Consider the following 18,169-nt stretch of genomic DNA (forward strand, 5'->3'; position numbering starts at 1 on the left):
TGCCGCCTCCTAATCTAATTTCTCAAGCGCTTCAATCAGAGCTGTAATTTCTTCCTCTTCTTTTGAACCGGAAGCAAGCTCCTTCAGCTTATTAAACATCTCTTTACGCTCCTGAAACTTTTTCAAAAGGAGCAGCTTTTCTTCATATTGTTCAAGCATCGCTTCTGTTCGTTTGATGTTATCATAAACAGCTTGTCTTGAAACCTCATATTCTTCGGCTATTTCGCCTAGGGAGAAATCGTCCAAATAATAAAGCGACATGTAGCTCTTCTGTTTTGACGTCAACAACGACTGATAAAAATCAAACAGATAGTTCATTCTCGTTGTCTTTTCGAGTGACATTTGAGCTCTCCCCTTTGTTAAGTCAAATCCCTTTACGATAACTTAGTTTACACGGTTTCATTGAGACTGTCAAGTTTTTATCTTGTCAAAGCAATGATTACCTTTTTCCAAAATACGCTAAATAAAATCCAATTAATTCCGATATTGTATATGAACCCTATTTTAAAGGAGGATTTTTTATGAAAAAAATCGGTTTATTATTTATGCTGTGCTTGGCAACCGTGTTTACAATCATTTTCCCTGCACATCAAGCAGACGCTGCTGAAGCGCCTTATAAGGCTTCAATCACTAATATCAGCACAGATGGAGGGGTTTACGGAAAAATCAATTACGGCCAAGGTCAATTTTGGCGAGTCAAGTACAATATTACGATAAGCGGCAAATTACTCGACCAAAACGGACAGCCGGTGCCAAACGCTCCAGTAAGATTCGAAGCAGATACGAAAGTCGGAAATACAACACAAACAGCTTCAGGAACAACCGATGCAAACGGAACGTTTGAGGTTCCAATGTATTTGGGGCCAGCTGCAGGGTACTACACGTATTACACATCTGTTTCCGTTCATTACTATGACATCATCCCATTCAGAGTTTATTCAGGAGATTCAAGACTGGCATCCACTGATAACAGCCTTTATCATTTCGCCTATCAAGTGAGAAGATAAAAAAAGAAAAAGGCCCCCAAATGTGAGGGCCCTTTTTTAATCGTCGGCTTTTTCCACTAAATCTGAAAAGAGTCCGTACACATACGATTCAGGATCAAATTCCTGGAGATCATCAACTTTTTCACCTAACCCGACTAGTTTAACCGGGATGTGAAGTTCGTTGCGGATCGCAAGGACGATACCGCCTTTTGCCGTACCGTCAAGCTTCGTTAAAGCAATGCCGGTAACATTTGTTGCTTTAGAGAACTCTTTCGCCTGTGCCATAGCGTTTTGGCCGGTTGTGGCATCAAGGGCAAGCAGCACTTCATGCGGCGCTTCAGGCACTTCTCTTTCGATGACGCGCTTCACTTTTTCAAGCTCTTTCATTAAGTTTACTTTGTTTTGGAGACGCCCTGCCGTATCACAGATTAATACATCGGCATTTCTTGCTTTGGCAGCATGGACAGCATCGTAGATGACAGCCGCAGGGTCGCTACCGGCGGTCTGCTTAATGACAGGAACTCCCGTACGCTCTCCCCATACTTCAAGCTGTTCAATGGCGCCTGCTCTAAATGTGTCTCCGGCAGCAAGTACGACAGATTTTCCTTCTTGCTTTAGTTTATGGGCAAGCTTTCCGATCGTTGTCGTTTTGCCGACTCCGTTTACACCCACCAGAAGGATTACATTTAAACGGCCATCCTGGATGTTCAACTCAGAAATTTGCTCATCTCCGCTGTTATAAATCTCGACCAGCTTCTCAGAAATAACAGACTGGACTTCCATCGGATCTTGAATATTTCTGCGTTTCACTTCTTTTTTCAGCTCATCTATTAATTCCATAACGGTTGTAAAACCGACATCCGCGCTGATGAGAACCTCTTCAAGCTCTTCGAAGAAATCCTCATCCACTTTACGGTAACGGGACACAAGATCATTCACTTTGTTTTGAAAGGAGTTTCTTGTTTTTTCAAGGCCATCCTTAAACTTTTCAGATACGGAATCTGTCTGTTTTGTGATTTTCTCTTTTAATTTTTTAAAAAAGCTCATCTTTTAACCTCTTTCCTCGTTACTGAACGAATTCTTTTGTTTCTTCCAGCTTAACTGAGATTACCTTGGAAACACCGGATTCCTGCATTGTTACGCCGTATAGCACATCCGCTTCCTCCATCGTCCCTTTTCTGTGGGTAATCACGATAAACTGGGTATCGCTGCTGTATTTTTTTAAATACTGCGCAAAACGGAACACGTTCGCTTCGTCGAGCGCAGCTTCTACTTCGTCAAGGACACAAAACGGCACAGGACGAACCTTTAGGATTGAGAATAAGAGCGCTATTGCAGTAAGCGCACGCTCTCCGCCAGACAGAAGGTTTAAGTTTTGCAGTTTTTTCCCCGGCGGCTGTGCGATAATCTCGACTCCTGAGTGAAGCAGATCGTTAGGATCGGTGAGCCTCAGTTCAGCTCGTCCTCCTCCGAATAGGGAGCGGAAGACTTGATCAAAGTGTGAGCGGATTTGAACGAATGTGTCGTTAAAGCGTTTCGTCATTTCTTCATCCATTTCTTCAATCACTTGGAACAGAGTATTTTTCGCTTCTGTCAAATCTTCTTTTTGTTCTGACAGAAACTTATACCGTTCGTTGACCCTCTCAAACTCATCTATGCTTCCGAGGTTTACGGTGCCCAGCTCTTCGATTGCGAGTTTAATCAGCTTCACGCGCTTTCTGGCTTCCTCTGGATCAGTTTCAAGCTGATATTTCTCTTTTGCCCCCTCAAAGGACAAGCTGTATTCCTCCCGTAAGTACTGGAGTAAAGTATCAAGCTCTACTTCCATTCGGCCGAGTTTGACTTCTTCGTCTTTTAGGAGCGTTGTTTTTTGTTTATATAGGCGTTTCATTTCTTTCAGCTCACGCTCATACGTATCAAGCCCATGCTGAAGCTTGATACGCTGATCGCGTCTTAACGCAATCAGTTCGATCGTTTTCGTTTTGTCATTCAATTTATGTTTTGCGGCTTCTTCCAGCTTTTCTTCGCCGCTGGTGCTTGAAGACATCTCTGACGTTAAAAAGCTTAAGTCTTCTTTCGCCTCTTTTAACGCAAACTCTGTTTCTGTGAGCTCTTTCTTTAATCTGGCAAGGTTGTCCTCTTCACCCTTGCATGCCTGTTCTTTTTTGGCCGCTGTGATCTTCAGCTCAGTCAGCTCGTTGGAGAGAGACTCTTTCGTTGACGATTGTGTTTGTTTTTGTTTTGTCAGTCTGTCAATATCCTCTTCAAGCTGTTTCATCTTTTCTGATACGGAAGAAAGCTCTTCTTCCAGCTTGCGTTTGCGTGTTTTCTTCTCTTCATCGCTTTCTGACAGAGCAGATTTTTCTTGATCGTAGAGCTCTAAATGGGTGTTGATATTTTTCTCGGCAACTTGTAGTTCGTACAGCTGGCCTTTTACATCCTGCTGCTTTAATCTTAAGCCTTCCCCGGTTTCTCTTAAGTCAGCCAGTTTTTTCTCCATATCCTGAATGGATTGCTTAAGGGTTTTGACTTCTTGTTCAAGCAGTGCTGTTTTCTCTTCCATTTCAGCGAGCCGTTTGCTCACATCTTCAAGCTCCCGGCTTCTTCCAAGCAGGGAGTTATTTTTCTTTTTAACCGCGCCGCCCGTCATCGAACCACCCGGATTCACGACATCTCCCTCAAGGGTTACGATGCGGTACCGGTGACCGAGAAGCTTCGCAAGCTCGTTTGCTCCCTTTAAATCCTCTGTGATCAGCACGGTTCCAAGCAGGTTCTGGATGATGCGCCGATATGCAGGATCAAATGTGACCAGTTCACTGGCAACTCCGAGAAATGACGGGTGCTGTGCTGCTGTTTCCGCGTCACGGCTTTGAAGCTGGCGGTCTCTGATAACAGAAAGAGGCAGAAACGTCGCCCGGCCGAAGGAATTCTGTTTTAAATATTGAATCGCTTTACGGGCAGACTGTTCATCGTCGGTCACGACATGCTGGGCAGAAGCGCCGAGCGCAATTTCGATGGCCGTTTCATACTTCCGTTCTGTTGAGATCAGCTCAAGTACAGCTCCGCGAATTCCGCCAAGGCGCTCTTTCGCTTTCAGCACTTCTTTAACACCTTGATAAAAGCCGGAGAAATCACCCTGCATCGTCTCAAGCATGTCCTTTTTCGATCTCGCTTGCTGAACGTATTGGTATGCCTGATACAGAGCGGATTCATTTTTTTCGTATTGACGCTTTTTCTGCTCATATTTTGTCTGCATGTCACGATATGCACTGACTTGGCTGTGTATCTCCTGCTCAATTCGGGCAAACTCCGTTTCACATGCGGCTTTTCGCGCAGAAATATCGCGCCGTTCCTGAAGATGCTTTTCATTGTTGTCCGCAAGCCTCTGCAATATAACAGCGGATTGGGACATCTGGTCATCCAGCAGCTGGAGCTCATTACGAATCGAAGCCTGGCTGTTCAAAAGCTCAAAGTAATCGCTTTTCAGTTGCTCGATTTTCTCTTCGACATTTTCATTGTGAAGACTGAGAGCCTGCTGCTTTTCTTTTACCTGAGCTCTTAACTGTTTCACCTCTGTCTGAAGCGTTTCGAAGACAGCTTCCTGCTTCGCTAGCTCTTCTTTCAGCACCGTTTCTTTTTGCTGAAACTGAACGATGGCTTCTTCAAGCTGTTCTTGGTTCTGCACAGCGTTTTTCTTGCGTTCTTTCAGGACTTCTTTACGGCCTTCAAGCTTTTCCAGCTCTTCACTCGTTGCCAGTAAGACTTGCTGGAGCTCATCTACTGATTCATCAAGCGCTTGAATTTTGTCTCGCGTATCCTCAATCTTTGCTTCTTTCGCAGAAATCGCAGACGATTCAGCGAGCTCTTCTTCTTTGGCGAGCTGTACCTTCTCTTTAAGAGTTGACCATTTGCCATGCAGCTCTTCGATATCATAGGCTGTCAGCGCAATTTCAACATGCTCCAGCTCTTTCTTTTTCTCCAGGTAGTCTTTCGCTATTGAAGCTTGAATTTTAAGAGGTTCAACCTGTCCTTCTAGCTCATGTAATATATCTTCTACCCGGTTTAAATTGTCCTGTGTCTCAAACAATTTATTTTCTGCTTTTTTCTTTCTCGTTTTATATTTAAGCACTCCGGCCGCTTCTTCAAAGATACTGCGGCGATCCTCCGCTTTACTGCTCAGGATCTCTTCCACTTTCCCTTGGCTGATAATAGAAAATGCTTCTTTACCCAGGCCAGAGTCCATAAATAAATCAATAATATCTTTTAAGCGGCACGGCTGATTGTTAATCAGAAACTCACTCTCGCCTGATCTGTACACGCGTCTTGTGACACTGACCTCATGGAAGTCAATCGGCAAGAAATGATCATCATTATCAAGAGTAAGCGTAACTTCAGCTAGATTTAATCGCTTTCTCGAATCACTGCCGGCAAAAATGATATCTTCCATTTTTCCGCCGCGAAGAGACCGGGCTGATTGTTCTCCGAGAACCCAGCGAATGGCATCTGTGATGTTGCTTTTTCCGCTTCCGTTCGGTCCGACAACCGCTGTAACGCCTTTTACAAAATCTACGGAAATCCGTTCTGCAAATGATTTAAATCCTATAACGTCTAAACGTTTGAGGAACATAGCGATCCTCCTTATGTAATAAGTATTTCAATTCTATCATAAACATGGGTGAAATAAGACGGCATACATACTGAAATCCCCCTTACGACTCAGGGGGATTTTATTGTTTCGTATGGTGTTTTTGCAATTTAGCTAAAGCTTCCTGAGCAGCGTGCTGTTCGGCTTCTTTCTTTGAACGGCCATTTCCGACTCCGAGTGGTTCACCCTTTAGAGATACGATGGCTTCGAATTCACGATTGTGCGCAGGACCTTTTTCGTTGGAGATTTTATACTCCAGAGAGCCTTTGCCGTCCCGCTGCACATATTCCTGCAGCTGGCTTTTGAAATCCATCACATGAGAAAAAGCACCATCGTTAATTTTAGGGAACACATAGACTTTTAAGAAACTTTCGACCGGCTCTAACCCCTGGTCAAGATACAAGGCTCCGATAAATGCCTCAAAAACATCCGCCAATAGAGCAGGACGCTTTCTTCCGCCTGTCATTTCCTCACCTTTACCCAACAGGACAAGGTCGCCGAATGACAGTTCATGAGCCAATGAAACGAGAGACGGTTCGCATACAATCGCGGCTCTCAATTTCGTCAAATCTCCTTCACTCATAGCCGGGTACTTGGCAAATAAGAATCTGGAGATCGTCAGTTCCAAAACAGCGTCACCTAAAAATTCAAGCCTTTCATTATCTTCATACGGCTTTTTCCGATGCTCATTCACATAAGATGAATGTGTAAATGCTTGATACAAAAGCTTTTCATTTTGAAAGTGAACCGAAATCCGTTCTTGAAACTCTTTAAATTGTTCTACTTTTTTATAGAACTTTTTTTTATCTTTATAATGTGAGTGTTTTGACATAGTAACCTCCATAGGCACATCAGGTTCACCGCGCTTCTCTGACTAAACCGGATACAGCGCGCGTAAAAGCGGCATGCTGTAATAACTGCACGAATAAAGGGCTAAAGCCCCGCGTTTCGGCGGGACTTTTAGCATCAGCTTATTGCTGGTTTTGTATGTAGTTCACAGCGTCGCCGACTGTTGCAATCTTTTCAGCATCTTCGTCAGAAATTTCCATATCAAACTCGTCTTCAAGTTCCATAACAAGCTCAACTACATCTAGGGAATCAGCACCTAAGTCTTCCTTGAAAGAAGCTTCAAGTTTGACGTCTGCTTCATCAACGCCAAGGCGATCTACGATGATTTTCGTTACACGCTCTAATGTATCTGCCATAGCAATTCACCTCCCCTCAAGTATTATAGTGGATTCGTTTTTAAAAAACTAGAGAAACTATGATGAAATTTTTGAGAAAAAAACTTACATCACCATTCCGCCGTCAATATGAAGCGTTTGGCCTGTCATGTAACGGGCTCCCTCTGAAGCAAGGAACGTGACAACGCTGCTGACATCGCCAGGTTCGCCAAAGCGCGCGAGCGGAATTTGTTTCAGCATTTCGTCTTGAACGTCTTTTGAAAGCTTATCTGTCATATCAGTTGAGATAAATCCAGGCGCAATCGCATTTACCGTAATATTGCGGCTTGCGAGCTCCTTAGCAGAAGATTTTGTTAAACCGATCACACCGGCTTTTGCAGCCACGTAGTTGGCCTGTCCAGGATTTCCGCTGACGCCGACGATAGACGATACGTTAATAATCCGGCCTGAACGCTGTTTCATCATTTGTCTTGTAACAGCTTTCGTGCAGTTGAAAACACCCTTCAGGTTAATGTTAATGACATCATCCCATTCATCTTCTTTCATTCTCATGATGAGATTGTCTCTTGTAATTCCGGCATTATTAACAAGAATGTCAATCGTAGAAAAAACAGATAGCGTTTCTTTTATCATGTTTTGTACATCTTCGGGATTTGATACATCCGCTTTGACAGCAATTGCTTTTCTGCCCATTGATTTGATTTCATCTACGACTTCATTTGCTTTCGCTTCATTGCCGGAGTAGTTCACGACAACGTTTGCGCCGCTTTTTGCCAGGTCAAGGGCGATTGAGCGGCCGATTCCGCGGGATGCGCCAGTGACAATAGCTGTTTTGTCATTAAGCATTTTCATTCTCCTCCTTAAGCGTTTGAATTGCCAGCTCGATCGTTTCCGGATCTGATACAGCAATTGTTTTTAAGCGTCTGTTTACTTTTTTCACAAGGCCTGAAAGCACTTTTCCGGGACCAATTTCAATAAAAGTCGTCACACCCTCTGCAATCAGCTTGTTAATGCTTTCCTCAAAACGAACCGGAGAGTATAGCTGCTCAATGAGTTTCTCTTTGATGTCTGCCTTATCAGTCATAACATCAGCAGAAACATTTGAGATGACCGGAACGTCAGCGTCTTTTACTTCACAGGAGTCCAGTACTTCTTTCAGTTTTTCAGCAGCAGGCTTCATCAGTTCGGAATGGAACGGACCGCTTACTTCAAGCGGGATTGCGCGTTTTGCACCGTTCTCTTTTGCCTGTTCAGACGCAAGCTCTACCCCTTTAGCTGTTCCGGAAATAACGATTTGTCCGGGACAGTTGAGATTCGCAAGCTGTACAAGGTGGCCTTCCTCCGTGACTTTATCGGTTACTTGCTTTAGTGCTTCAGCATCCATGCCGAGAATCGCAGCCATAGCTCCTTCGCCAGCCGGCACCGCTTCATTCATAAACTCGCCGCGTTTTCTGACGGTATAAACAGCATCTTTGAAAGACAGTGCGCCAGACGCAACCAGTGCGGAATATTCACCAAGGCTGTGTCCTGCTGTGAAATCAGGTGTAATGCCTGATTCTTTAAATTTCTCAAGAACAGCAATGCTTGTCGTCAGCAAGGCAGGCTGCGCATTGTATGTAAGTGTTAATTCTTCAGCATCACCTTCAAAAATCAGTGAGCTGAGTTTTGTTTCCAATGTTTCATCCGCTTCATCAAACAGACGTTTTGCAGCAGGCACCTGCTCATAAAGCTCTTTTCCCATGCCGATAAATTGTGATCCCTGACCCGGGAATAAAAATGCAATCTTACTCATGATGTAAAAACCTCCAGACTACTCATCTGTTTTTTCTTCTTTAACTTCTTTCTGAATGAGCGCAGCCACATTTTGGCTGACCATCTCTCTTGCTTGCCGAATCGCATGAAAAACAGCATTAGAATCTGAAGAGCCGTGCGCCTTGATCACAGGCGCTTTTAAGCCAAAAAGACTTGCTCCGCCATAATTCGAATACTCCATTTTCATTTTCATTTCTTTCAACTTTGGCTTCAGCACAGCTGCTGCAAGCTTTGATGTGAGATTAGACGTCATTACTTCTCTCATCATTTTAAAAATAGATAACGCAGAGCCTTCCAGTGTTTTGAGTGTAACATTCCCGGTAAAGCCGTCTGTTACTACAACATCCGCCACATCATCTAAAAGGTCTCGCGCTTCCACATTTCCGATAAAATTAATATTTGCTGTTTCTTTTAAAATTTGAAACGTCTGCTTCGTCAGTTCGTTTCCTTTTTTATCTTCTGTTCCGACATTTAAAAGCCCGACTCTCGGTGAAGTGACACCGCGCACTTGCTGAGAATAAACAGAACCCATGATGGCGTATTGAACGAGGTGCTCCGGTTTGGCATCGACATTGGCGCCAACATCAAGGAGAAGAAAACCGTCTCCTGAAACGGTCGGAAGTGTCGGGGCAAGCGCCGGGCGGTCAATTCCTTTAATTCTTCCGACAATAAACAGACCGGCTGTCATTAATGCACCGGTATTTCCTGCTGAAATGCAGGCGTCAGCTCTGTTTTCCGCAACTTCCTGCGCCATAAGGACCATAGATGAGTTCTTTTTTCTTCTCACGGCGCGGACCGGTTCATCCGTAGGCTCAATCACTTCATCTGCGTGCAGCACCGTGATGCGATCTGATGTTGTGGTTAAGTGTGATTCTATCGTTGTTTTGTCACCGACAAGTGTGATATGGAGATCATCAAATGCCTCTATCCCCTTTATAACTCCGTCAATAACAGCTTTGGGAGCGTGGTCTCCTCCCATTGCATCTACAGCTATTCTCATGCATGCTCCACCTTTATGAATGTTTTGAACGGTACATGTCAAAATGTCCAGAAAAAACAATTTCTTCGCCGACATAGCTGTTCACTTCGACGACCGTTCTTCCTTTTTCTTTTTCGACTGCCGTCACTTTCGCTTTCGCTACGACACGTTCACCCTGCTTTACCTGTCTTGTAAAGCGGATGTCTGCACTTGCAGTCAGCGCCAGCTCGTCATCAATGACTGCAACGGCCAAAGAATTCGCCTGCGCAAATAAATGGTGCCCTCTCGCAATCTGATTCCGGCTGAACACATGCTCCTGTTTTATTTCTAAAATGGATATCGCCTGATCATCCAGCTCAAGGTCAATAATTTCTCCGATAACTTCGTCCAGTGACAGAGATTTGACTTCATCTTCAAGCGTTTTCTCTGCCACATTCTTAATTCTTTCTCTCAGCTCCGGTATGGAAAGCTCTAAGCGGTCCAAACGTATCGTCTGGATGCTCACCCCAAATTTACCCGCTAATTCTTCGTCTGTAATAAAGGGGGTTATTTGAATCGTCTGCTGAAGTAATTCCTGGCGTTCTCTCTTATTTCTTCTCATATCTAAACACCATCCGGACAATTAAGACTAGGTACTAATAGTAGTATATAATTTCATAGATTGGAATGCAACGATTGTTTCTGACTGAACACCAAAAACTTCTGGTGCTCAGCTCAATTTTTCCCCGTCCATTACGCCGCTCTTCAGCAAATGCTCTCTCAGCGCACCGTATTCCGGCTCCTTCCAGAACGCGTCAGAAGCCACAAGATTCGAAGCATCCTGCCTTGCTGTTTCAAGCGCTCTGTAATCATGAACCATGTCCGCCACCTTGAATTCAGGCATACCGCTTTGTTTTTTCCCGAAGAAATCCCCGGGGCCTCTAAGTTCAAGGTCCTTTTCAGATAGCTCGAAGCCGTCATTGGTCTCGGACATGATTCTCATCCGTTCTTTTCCTGTTTCTGATTTAGGGTCGGCCATCAGAATGCAGAAAGATTGATGCTCCCCCCGTCCGACACGTCCGCGCAGCTGGTGAAGCTGTGACAGCCCGAAACGGTCGGCATCATAAATCACCATAATGGTTGCATTCGGAACATTCACGCCAACCTCAACAACAGTGGTTGATACGAGAATTTGACAGTGATTCGCGCTGAATTCTCTCATGACCTGATCTTTTTCATCAGAATGCAGCTTTCCGTGCATAAGACCGACGTTCCATTTCCCCCGGAAAATGTCAGAAAGCATATTGTACACGTCAATGGCGTTTTGCACATCAAGCTTGTCTGATTCTTCAATCAGCGGACAGATGATATAAGCCTGCCTGCCCTGCTTTAATTCTTTTTCGACGAATGCCAAAATACGGTCCAGCATGTCATGCTTTACCCAATAGGTTTCGATTTGTTTTCGTCCCGCCGGCATTTCATCAATGACAGATACATCCATTTCACCGAACACTGTAATGGCTAACGTTCTTGGGATTGGAGTGGCTGTCATAAAGAGAACATCGGGATCCTGCCCTTTGTTCCGAAGCTTTTTGCGCTGCTCAACTCCAAATCTATGCTGTTCATCTGTAATAACGAGACTCAGCGCCTTAAACTCCACTTCATCTTGGATTAAAGCGTGGGTTCCTACAAGAATATCAATCTCTCCCGCCGCAAGGCGCTCAAGCAGTTCTTTTCGCCGCTTTCCTTTGACAGAGCTTGTCAAAAGGGCGACGCTGACATCCCACTTTTCAAATAGTGAAACGAGCGAATCAGCATGCTGTTCGGCCAGAATTTCTGTCGGCACCATGAGCGCTCCCTGGTATCCGGACAGAATCGCGGCATACAGCGCAATGGCGGCGACTGCCGTTTTTCCTGATCCTACGTCCCCTTGAAGAAGACGGTTCATTCTGTATGGAGAAGACATGTCTGATGTTATTTCGCGAAGCACGCGCGACTGGGCGTTTGTGAGGGGAAACGGGAGGCTTTTGATAAATCTCATGAGTTCTTCGTTTGAAAAACGCTGCCGTATCCCTTGAGTCTGCTCTCTTTCCGCCTTTCGGAACGCCTGCATTTTCAACTGAAACAACAAAAATTCTTCGTAAACAAACCGGCGTCTGGCAAGCTTTAACGCTTCTCTTGTTTCAGGCTGGTGCATTGCTTTTAACGCCTGTTGATAGTCCGGCAGCTTATAGCTTGTTCTTAGCTTTTCCGGAAGAGGATCCGGAAGTGAGTCTGCATATTGGGTCAGCGCCTGTTGAATAAAGCGTCTCATCATTTTGACGGTTACATTTTCTTTCACAGAATACACTGGTTCAATGCTTTTATCCTCTTGATGCGGCCCGTTTTTTAACTCCTGAACAGAGATGGTTTGGCGGTGCTTGTCCCATTTACCGGAGACCGTCACAACAGAGCCAAGCGAAAGCTTTTTCTTCAAATAAGGCCGGTTAAAACATACGGCTGTGATTAAATAGTGGCCGACAAGAAGCCTGAATGTCAGCCTGTTTCGTTTCTTTCCGTAATAGGTAAGAGAAGGCTCTGAATGAACCTTCCCTTCGACGGTAACTCTTTCATCATGCTTCACTTCTTCTAAATCCCTCAGCTCGTAGTCATCATAGCGATAAGGGAAATAATTCAGAAGATCAGAAATGTCATAAATACCGAGTTCATTCAATGTTTTTTCTGTTTCCGGCCCAATACCCTTAATGTTAGCTATACTAGTTTGCTGATGTTGTTTCACGTGAACCTAGCGCTCCTCCGAAAATTTTTTTCTCTAATTCTCTTCCAGTCGGTGTTGCTGCTAAACCGCCCTGGCCTGTTTCTCTAAGTGCAGTGGGCATCGTTTGGCCAATTTTATACATTGCATCGATAACCTCATCACATGGGATGCGGCTTGTAATGCCTGCCAATGCCATATCAGCAGCAATCATCGCATTTGACGCGCCCATTGCATTCCGTTTCACGCAAGGCACTTCAACAAGCCCCGCAACAGGGTCGCACACAAGGCCGAGCATATTTTTTAATGTAATGGCCATGGCCTCTGCGCTTTGTTCGGGCGTTCCGCCTGCCATTTCAACAATCGCCGCAGCTGCCATGCCTGAGGCTGATCCAACCTCTGCCTGACATCCCCCGGCGGCGCCGGAAATACTTGCGTTGTTAGCCACAACAAATCCGAAAGCACCGGCCGTAAACAAAAAGCGGATCATTTGTTCTCTTGTTGGGTTCAGCTTTTCTTTTACAGCAAATAACGTGCCTGGCACCACACCAGCAGAACCTGCAGTCGGTGTCGCGCAGATCGTTCCCATGGCTGCATTTACTTCATTAGTTGCAACAGCTTTCGATACCGCATCTAAAATCAGCGGTCCAGACAGGCTTTTTCCTGATTGAATGTAGGCCTGCAATTTAACGGCATCCCCGCCTGTTAAGCCCGTTTGGCTCGTAACTCCCTCGAGTCCTTTCTGAACCGCCGCTTCCATAACAGTCAGATTGTGATCCATCTGCTGAAAAATCTCTTCTTTTGTTTTTTCTGTTACTTCCATCTCTTGTGCGATCATTACCTCAGAGATGGATATTTGCTTTTCTTTAGTAATCTCAATTAATTCCTTTACATTACGAAACATAACTGGCTCCTCCTGACCTTTCTCTAGTCAGCAATCTTTGTCACTTGAATAATATTCGGCAGCTTCGACAGCTCGTCGAGAACGTGGTCGTCAATATTTTGATCGACTTCTATTGTCATCAGCGCAAGCTGGCCGATATCTTTGCGGGCTACTTCCATATGGCCTACGTTGATTGAAAATTTCGCCAAAACATTGGCAACACCGGCAATCGTGCCAAACTTGTCATTATGAACAACCAATATGGCCGGATGATTTCCTGAAAGCCGGAGTTCAAAACCATTTAATTCTGTGATTTCAATCTTTCCTCCGCCAATTGAAATACCCGTCAGCTCAAGCTCTCCCTTTTCATCAGAAATGGTGATTTTGGCTGTGTTCGGATGGACCGGGACAGCATCTTCAACCCGAAACTCTATATCAATTCCTTTATCTTCTGCAATTTTTATAGCGGTTTTAATTCGTTCGTCGAATGTATCAAAATCAAGCAATCCGCCGATAATCGCGACATCTGTGCCGTGGCCCTTATACGTTTCCGCAAAAGAGCCGTAAAAGGATACGACGATGCTCTCAGGCTCTCTGCCAAATAAACTTCTGGCCACTCTCCCAATTCTCGCCGCTCCCGCTGTATGCGAGCTGGACGGACCGATCATAACCGGGCCGATAATATCAAAAACGCTTCTGTATTTCATGCTATTCCTCCTTATGAACAAGAGCTTATAAGCGCTTTGCTTCTAGACTAATTGATCACATATAAAATGGCAAGCGGGCGCGTTACAGCGCTGCCGCACTTAAAAGCAGACATAAGAATAGAAGGGCGAATCGCCCTTCTATTCTACAGAAACTATATACGAATACAGCGGCTGTTTTCCGTTGTGGATCTCAACCTCAATCTCCTCGTACTTTTCACTAAGAAACGCTTCAAGCTTCTCCGCTTCTTCCTGAGACGCATCCTCACCATATAGGATGGTGACAATTTCGTCGTCTTCTCCGATCATTTCTGACAGCAGCATTTTCGCGGCTGACAGCTGATCTTCAGCAGTGCCGATAATCGTTCCATTCAGAATTCCCATAAAGTCGCCTTTTTTAATATCTTTGCCGTCAATATGAGTGTCTCTGACTGAGTACGTCACCTGCCCGCTTTTTACTTGCTGAATGGCGCTGAGCATATTGGCTTCGTTCGCTTCAGTTTCTTGATCCGGATTAAATGCCAGCAGGGCTGACATCCCTTGCGGAACCGTTTTGGCAGGAATGACAAAAACCTGTTCACCCATTACGCTGGCCGCTTGATTAGCAGCCATGATGATGTTTGAGTTATTCGGTAGGATAAACACCGTTTCTGCATTTACAGATTTCACGGCCTCGACAATATCCTCAGTGCTCGGGTTCATGGTCTGCCCGCCTTCAATCACAACAGAAGCGCCGATGCTTTTGAATAAGTCAGAAATGCCTTCTCCCATCGCTACAGTCACAATGCCATACGGCTGCTTTGCCGGCGGTTTTTCGTTCTCAGCAGGCTTGCTTTCTTGGCTGATGATGGAGGTATGCTGTTCTCTCATATTTTCTATTTTAATTTTGATCAATTCACCGTAATGCTGGGCATAGTTTAATACATTTCCCGGCTCTTCCGCATGAATATGAACCTTTGCCAGCGATTCATCCGCAATGACTAACAGAGAATCACCGAACTGGCTTAGGTCTTGTCTGAACGTGCCTTCGTCGAATTCTCGTTTTGTCTGATCGAGCCTAACCATCACTTCGGTACAAAAACCAAATTCAATATCTTCGGTATTCATCATGCTTTGCGCGCTCTTGTGATGCTCTGCGCTGACCATGTCGTCAAGTGACGGAAGAACTGCTTTCTGAGGCACAATTTCACCTTTTAATGAAGCAAGAAAACCTTCATACACACAAAGCAGGCCTTTGCCGCCGCTGTCGACGACTCCTACTTCCTTCAGGACAGGAAGCAATTCAGGGGTCCTGTTTAAAGACGCCTCTGCTTCACCTGTCACAGCAGTCATCAGCGCTGTGATATCGGTTTCTTTTTCTGCCAGAGCCACCGCTTTTTTCGCAGCATCTTTTGCAACTGTTAAAATGGTGCCTTCTACAGGTTTCATGACAGCTTTATACGCCATATCAACACCTGCTTGCAGTGCTTGTGCAAACTCTAACGCATTAATTTCTTTTTTCGTTTCAATGCTTTTACTGAAGCCGCGGAACAATTGGGACAGGATAACTCCTGAATTTCCGCGTGCTCCCATGAGCAGTCCTTTAGATAACGCGGAGCCCACCTTACCGATATCATCCGTATCCATTTGCTCCACTTCTCTTGCTCCGGAAGTCATCGACAGGTTCATGTTTGTTCCCGTATCGCCGTCCGGCACCGGAAACACGTTCAGCGCATCAACCGCACTCGCGTTTTGAGACAGATTCTGCGCTCCCGCAAGAATCATCTCGGCAAAGGTTCTGCCGTCTAATGTTCTGATAGACAATCCTACTCCTCCTAACTACGGGTTCGTCACTCGTACGCCTTGGACATAAATATTGACAGAGTCCACTGCCAGTCCGATGGTTTGGTTTACTGTGTACTTTACTTTTGTTTGGACATTATGTGCCACTTCAGAAATTTTCGTGCCATAGCTGACAATGATATACATGTCAATATGTATCTGTTCTCCTTCTTGGCGAACTTGGACACCCCTGCTGAAATTCTCTTTCCGAAGGATTTCAGTCAGTCCGTCTTTAATCTGGTTTTTGGAGGCCATGCCGACAATGCCGTAACAGTCAATCGCCGCCCCTCCTGCAACCATCGCAATGACTTCATTAGATATATCAATCTGCCCGTACTTCGTTCTTAATTCAATGGACACACTAGTTCCTCCTTCGAATGCATAGAGTTACAGCTATTCTACTATATGGTTTCCATTATGAAAAGAAAAGACCCGGGTATTGCTGCCCGTCCCTCTACATATACTATAGCGCCGCTGTTTCTGCAAGATGTCAAGTGAATTTTCTTGAAAGATGATGAAACAATAGTTGCAAACGTTTTTTAGCTGTGGTAAATTATTTAAAGTATCCATATCGAAAGCATCTAAGATCATATGAATGTTTAAAAGTAGATGTTTTGTGCAAGTGAGGAGGGAAACAAATGGCACGTAAATGCGTTATCACAGGTAAAAAAACAACAGCTGGGAATAACCGTTCTCACGCAATGAACGCTTCTAAGCGCACTTGGGGCGCGAATCTTCAAAAGGTTCGTATCCTTGTGAACGGAAAACCTAAAAAAGTATATGTATCTGCTCGAGCTTTGAAATCCGGTAAAGTTGAGCGTGTATAACAAAATGAACGCCTGCCCCGATATGTGGCAGGCGTTTTTATGTGGTGAAAGAGGGCTTTGAACCCCTGGGCATTAATCTTTTCTAAATGAGCCCAGCATCGCCCGGACAATTCCTCCTAAAAACTTCGGCAATTTAATGGTGTAAAATTTCATTTTTGTCCCCTCCTATAACGTCCCGTAACCGCCTGTTCATTGATTTCAGCAAATGAATGAAAGCACATGCTAATCCGTGCTTCTTATCATTATTAATATGCCTTTTGTAAACGAAAAAGTACCTCGTGAATGAATGAGTTCGTTACTAATACATAGTGTTGAACCGAGCGTAATATGACACTTATTTAGCGGATATTTAAAACCGTCCAGGGTCAGCTCATGTATTTCTTCGGAAAACGGTATGAAGGAGATATATCGCTTGTTTTCATCCTTCTCAATATCATATTCACCGGGAGGGAACATTTGAATATGATTTTGTTTGTCTATCAGCCTAATTTTTATATTTGTTTTTACACCTCTGTACAGAAGCTGGATGTTTCCTAAAAAATGATCAGCTCTGCCGCCTGTAATGCCGAAAATCTGAATGATATCCGGCTGCTTTTCCAGCGCCCAGTCAATGGCGAGGTCTAAATCTGTTTGATCTTTTTCTGCTTGATACACATGGAGTGCGGGAGCGGCTTTTTCAATTCGGCGGCGTTCTTGCTCTGTTATGCTGTCAAAATCTCCAAAGGCTTCATCAGGAATGATCCCGGCATCTAAAAGAGTGACCGTGCCTTTGTCGACACCGATCCAGAGGATGTGTTCAGCCGTATAGCCGGTTAGATCGGGAATGAGATCTTTAGGGCCTCCCGCAACGATATTGATTGTTTTCATCTCTGATTCCTTTCTCTGCATACAGGAAAAAGAGCTTAGGCTCAGTATGCCCAGCTCTTTTTTGATTTGCTTATTTGCTTCCTCTGATTTCAGAAATCGCTTTTTTGCGGTCAGGCTGGCCATAAACAGCTGAGCCGGCAACGAGTAAATTTGCGCCCGCTTCAATGACTAGCGGAGCGGTTTCTTTGTTGACGCCGCCGTCTACTTCAATTAACAGATCTTTTTTTCCTCTTTCATCGGCCATTCGCTTAACCTCTTTTATTTTAGGAAGGACTGAATGAATAAATTTCTGCCCGCCAAATCCCGGGTTCACAGTCATTAAAAGAACAAGATCAAGGTCGTCAAAAACATGCTCGATGACTTGAACAGGCGTATGCGGGTTCAGAACAACACCGGCCTTCACGCCTTGCTCTTTAATGAGCTGGATGGTTCGGTGCAGATGCGGACATGCCTCAGCATGCACAGACAGGATATCTGCGCCCGCTTTCGCGAAAGCCGGGATATAACGATCCGGCTCCTCTATCATTAAATGAACATCAAGCGGCAGATCTGTTACTGGCCGGACAGCTTCTACAATCAGCGGACCGATCGTGATATTCGGGACAAAATGGCCGTCCATGACATCAATATGAATACAATCGGCTCCGCCCTTTTCTACATCTTTAATCTCATTGCCTAAAGCGGCAAAATCAGCGGAAAGAATAGATGGTGCAACCTTTATCATTAT

At 44.8% G+C, this 18,169-nt stretch carries 19 protein-coding genes; 2 read left to right on the plus strand and 17 right to left on the minus strand.

Annotation, left to right across the window (positions count from 1 at the left end):
- Positions 1 to 9: 9 nt before the first annotated feature.
- A complete protein-coding gene (locus KHQ79_RS10260; protein WP_003238590.1) occupies positions 10 to 342 on the minus strand; it encodes a putative DNA-binding protein in 333 nt (110 codons plus the stop codon).
- A gap of 179 nt (positions 343 to 521) precedes the next feature.
- Between KHQ79_RS10260 and KHQ79_RS10265 the strand changes: the two genes are divergently transcribed.
- Positions 522 to 1,007, plus strand: a complete 486-nt coding sequence (locus KHQ79_RS10265; RefSeq protein WP_088110940.1) for an Ig-like domain-containing protein — start codon at positions 522 to 524, stop codon at positions 1,005 to 1,007.
- A 36-nt stretch (positions 1,008 to 1,043) separates the two neighbouring features.
- Here KHQ79_RS10265 and ftsY read toward each other — a convergent pair whose 3' ends face one another.
- From ftsY to KHQ79_RS10330, 13 genes are all read right to left on the minus strand, one after another.
- Complete coding sequence (gene ftsY / locus KHQ79_RS10270) at positions 1,044 to 2,033, minus strand: signal recognition particle-docking protein FtsY (protein WP_003238594.1); 990 nt, start codon at positions 2,031 to 2,033, stop codon at positions 1,044 to 1,046.
- Between the two features lie 19 nt (positions 2,034 to 2,052).
- Positions 2,053 to 5,613 carry a chromosome segregation protein SMC gene (gene smc / locus KHQ79_RS10275; RefSeq protein WP_225515059.1) on the minus strand — a complete coding sequence of 1,187 codons (3,561 nt, stop codon included), beginning with the start codon at positions 5,611 to 5,613 and terminating at the stop codon, positions 2,053 to 2,055.
- A gap of 100 nt (positions 5,614 to 5,713) precedes the next feature.
- Entirely contained in the window at positions 5,714 to 6,463 is a 750-nt protein-coding gene (gene rncS / locus KHQ79_RS10280) for a ribonuclease III (RefSeq protein ID WP_003232030.1), read from the minus strand.
- 139 nt (positions 6,464 to 6,602) lie between these two features.
- On the minus strand, positions 6,603 to 6,836 hold the full coding sequence (gene acpP, locus KHQ79_RS10285; protein ID WP_003154310.1) for an acyl carrier protein: 234 nt from the start codon (positions 6,834 to 6,836) through the stop codon (positions 6,603 to 6,605).
- An 84-nt stretch (positions 6,837 to 6,920) separates the two neighbouring features.
- Entirely contained in the window at positions 6,921 to 7,661 is a 741-nt protein-coding gene (fabG, locus tag KHQ79_RS10290; RefSeq protein WP_003238596.1) for a 3-oxoacyl-[acyl-carrier-protein] reductase, read from the minus strand.
- The gene (gene fabD, locus KHQ79_RS10295; RefSeq protein WP_003238597.1) at positions 7,654 to 8,607 is read right to left on the minus strand and encodes an ACP S-malonyltransferase; all 954 of its coding nucleotides are present in this window, start codon (positions 8,605 to 8,607) and stop codon (positions 7,654 to 7,656) included. Before fabD ends, fabG begins: the two co-directional genes overlap by 8 nt.
- Positions 8,608 to 8,625: 18 nt before the next feature.
- Positions 8,626 to 9,627 (minus strand): phosphate acyltransferase PlsX, encoded by a 1,002-nt coding sequence (plsX, locus tag KHQ79_RS10300; RefSeq protein WP_003238598.1) that lies wholly within the window; start codon positions 9,625 to 9,627, stop codon positions 8,626 to 8,628.
- 13 nt (positions 9,628 to 9,640) lie between these two features.
- Complete coding sequence (gene fapR / locus KHQ79_RS10305; RefSeq protein WP_003238599.1) at positions 9,641 to 10,207, minus strand: transcription factor FapR; 567 nt, start codon at positions 10,205 to 10,207, stop codon at positions 9,641 to 9,643.
- 108 nt (positions 10,208 to 10,315) lie between these two features.
- Positions 10,316 to 12,364: an ATP-dependent DNA helicase RecG gene (recG, locus tag KHQ79_RS10310; protein WP_060398615.1), complete on the minus strand. Its 2,049-nt coding sequence runs from the start codon at positions 12,362 to 12,364 to the stop codon at positions 10,316 to 10,318.
- Positions 12,342 to 13,244, minus strand: a complete 903-nt coding sequence (gene sdaAA / locus KHQ79_RS10315) for an L-serine ammonia-lyase, iron-sulfur-dependent, subunit alpha (protein WP_003238601.1) — start codon at positions 13,242 to 13,244, stop codon at positions 12,342 to 12,344. The genes recG and sdaAA overlap by 23 nt, the downstream gene beginning before the upstream one ends.
- A gap of 23 nt (positions 13,245 to 13,267) precedes the next feature.
- Entirely contained in the window at positions 13,268 to 13,930 is a 663-nt protein-coding gene (sdaAB, locus tag KHQ79_RS10320; RefSeq protein ID WP_003238602.1) for an L-serine ammonia-lyase, iron-sulfur-dependent subunit beta, read from the minus strand.
- 138 nt (positions 13,931 to 14,068) lie between these two features.
- Positions 14,069 to 15,730 carry a DAK2 domain-containing protein gene (locus tag KHQ79_RS10325; RefSeq protein ID WP_225515061.1) on the minus strand — a complete coding sequence of 554 codons (1,662 nt, stop codon included), beginning with the start codon at positions 15,728 to 15,730 and terminating at the stop codon, positions 14,069 to 14,071.
- Between the two features lie 15 nt (positions 15,731 to 15,745).
- Positions 15,746 to 16,108 (minus strand): Asp23/Gls24 family envelope stress response protein, encoded by a 363-nt coding sequence (locus KHQ79_RS10330; RefSeq protein WP_003238605.1) that lies wholly within the window; start codon positions 16,106 to 16,108, stop codon positions 15,746 to 15,748.
- Positions 16,109 to 16,386: 278 nt separating this feature from the next.
- Between KHQ79_RS10330 and rpmB the strand changes: the two genes are divergently transcribed.
- Positions 16,387 to 16,575 (plus strand): 50S ribosomal protein L28, encoded by a 189-nt coding sequence (gene rpmB, locus KHQ79_RS10335; RefSeq protein WP_003221548.1) that lies wholly within the window; start codon positions 16,387 to 16,389, stop codon positions 16,573 to 16,575.
- 72 nt (positions 16,576 to 16,647) lie between these two features.
- On the opposite strand, the gene spoVM is transcribed toward rpmB, so the two are convergent.
- The 3 genes from spoVM to rpe all read right to left on the minus strand — a co-directional run bounded on the left by spoVM (position 16,648) and on the right by rpe (position 18,166).
- The gene (gene spoVM, locus KHQ79_RS10340) at positions 16,648 to 16,728 is read right to left on the minus strand and encodes a stage V sporulation protein SpoVM (protein WP_003221545.1); all 81 of its coding nucleotides are present in this window, start codon (positions 16,726 to 16,728) and stop codon (positions 16,648 to 16,650) included.
- 69 nt (positions 16,729 to 16,797) lie between these two features.
- A complete protein-coding gene (locus KHQ79_RS10345; RefSeq protein WP_225515063.1) occupies positions 16,798 to 17,442 on the minus strand; it encodes a thiamine diphosphokinase in 645 nt (214 codons plus the stop codon).
- 70 nt (positions 17,443 to 17,512) lie between these two features.
- Complete coding sequence (gene rpe / locus KHQ79_RS10350; RefSeq protein ID WP_003221541.1) at positions 17,513 to 18,166, minus strand: ribulose-phosphate 3-epimerase; 654 nt, start codon at positions 18,164 to 18,166, stop codon at positions 17,513 to 17,515.
- Positions 18,167 to 18,169: the final 3 nt, after the last annotated feature.

Source organism: Bacillus sp. TSO22 (genome assembly GCF_020223595.1).
Lineage (GTDB): Bacteria > Bacillota > Bacilli > Bacillales > Bacillaceae > Bacillus > Bacillus inaquosorum.

What these genes read in the sequence shown, in the direction of transcription:
- KHQ79_RS10260 (WP_003238590.1), bottom strand. Translation starts at nt 342, where the DNA reads ATGTCACTCGAAAAGACAACGAGAATGAACTATCTGTTTGATTTTTAT.
- KHQ79_RS10265 (WP_088110940.1), top strand. Translation starts at nt 522, where the DNA reads ATGAAAAAAATCGGTTTATTATTTATGCTGTGCTTGGCAACCGTGTTT.
- ftsY (WP_003238594.1), bottom strand. Translation starts at nt 2,033, where the DNA reads ATGAGCTTTTTTAAAAAATTAAAAGAGAAAATCACAAAACAGACAGAT.
- smc (WP_225515059.1), bottom strand. Translation starts at nt 5,613, where the DNA reads ATGTTCCTCAAACGTTTAGACGTTATAGGATTTAAATCATTTGCAGAA.
- rncS (WP_003232030.1), bottom strand. Translation starts at nt 6,463, where the DNA reads ATGTCAAAACACTCACATTATAAAGATAAAAAAAAGTTCTATAAAAAA.
- acpP (WP_003154310.1), bottom strand. Translation starts at nt 6,836, where the DNA reads ATGGCAGATACATTAGAGCGTGTAACGAAAATCATCGTAGATCGCCTT.
- fabG (WP_003238596.1), bottom strand. Translation starts at nt 7,661, where the DNA reads ATGCTTAATGACAAAACAGCTATTGTCACTGGCGCATCCCGCGGAATC.
- fabD (WP_003238597.1), bottom strand. Translation starts at nt 8,607, where the DNA reads ATGAGTAAGATTGCATTTTTATTCCCGGGTCAGGGATCACAATTTATC.
- plsX (WP_003238598.1), bottom strand. Translation starts at nt 9,627, where the DNA reads ATGAGAATAGCTGTAGATGCAATGGGAGGAGACCACGCTCCCAAAGCT.
- fapR (WP_003238599.1), bottom strand. Translation starts at nt 10,207, where the DNA reads ATGAGAAGAAATAAGAGAGAACGCCAGGAATTACTTCAGCAGACGATT.
- sdaAA (WP_003238601.1), bottom strand. Translation starts at nt 13,244, where the DNA reads ATGTTTCGTAATGTAAAGGAATTAATTGAGATTACTAAAGAAAAGCAA.
- sdaAB (WP_003238602.1), bottom strand. Translation starts at nt 13,930, where the DNA reads ATGAAATACAGAAGCGTTTTTGATATTATCGGCCCGGTTATGATCGGT.
- rpmB (WP_003221548.1), top strand. Translation starts at nt 16,387, where the DNA reads ATGGCACGTAAATGCGTTATCACAGGTAAAAAAACAACAGCTGGGAAT.
- spoVM (WP_003221545.1), bottom strand. Translation starts at nt 16,728, where the DNA reads ATGAAATTTTACACCATTAAATTGCCGAAGTTTTTAGGAGGAATTGTC.
- KHQ79_RS10345 (WP_225515063.1), bottom strand. Translation starts at nt 17,442, where the DNA reads ATGAAAACAATCAATATCGTTGCGGGAGGCCCTAAAGATCTCATTCCC.
- rpe (WP_003221541.1), bottom strand. Translation starts at nt 18,166, where the DNA reads ATGATAAAGGTTGCACCATCTATTCTTTCCGCTGATTTTGCCGCTTTA.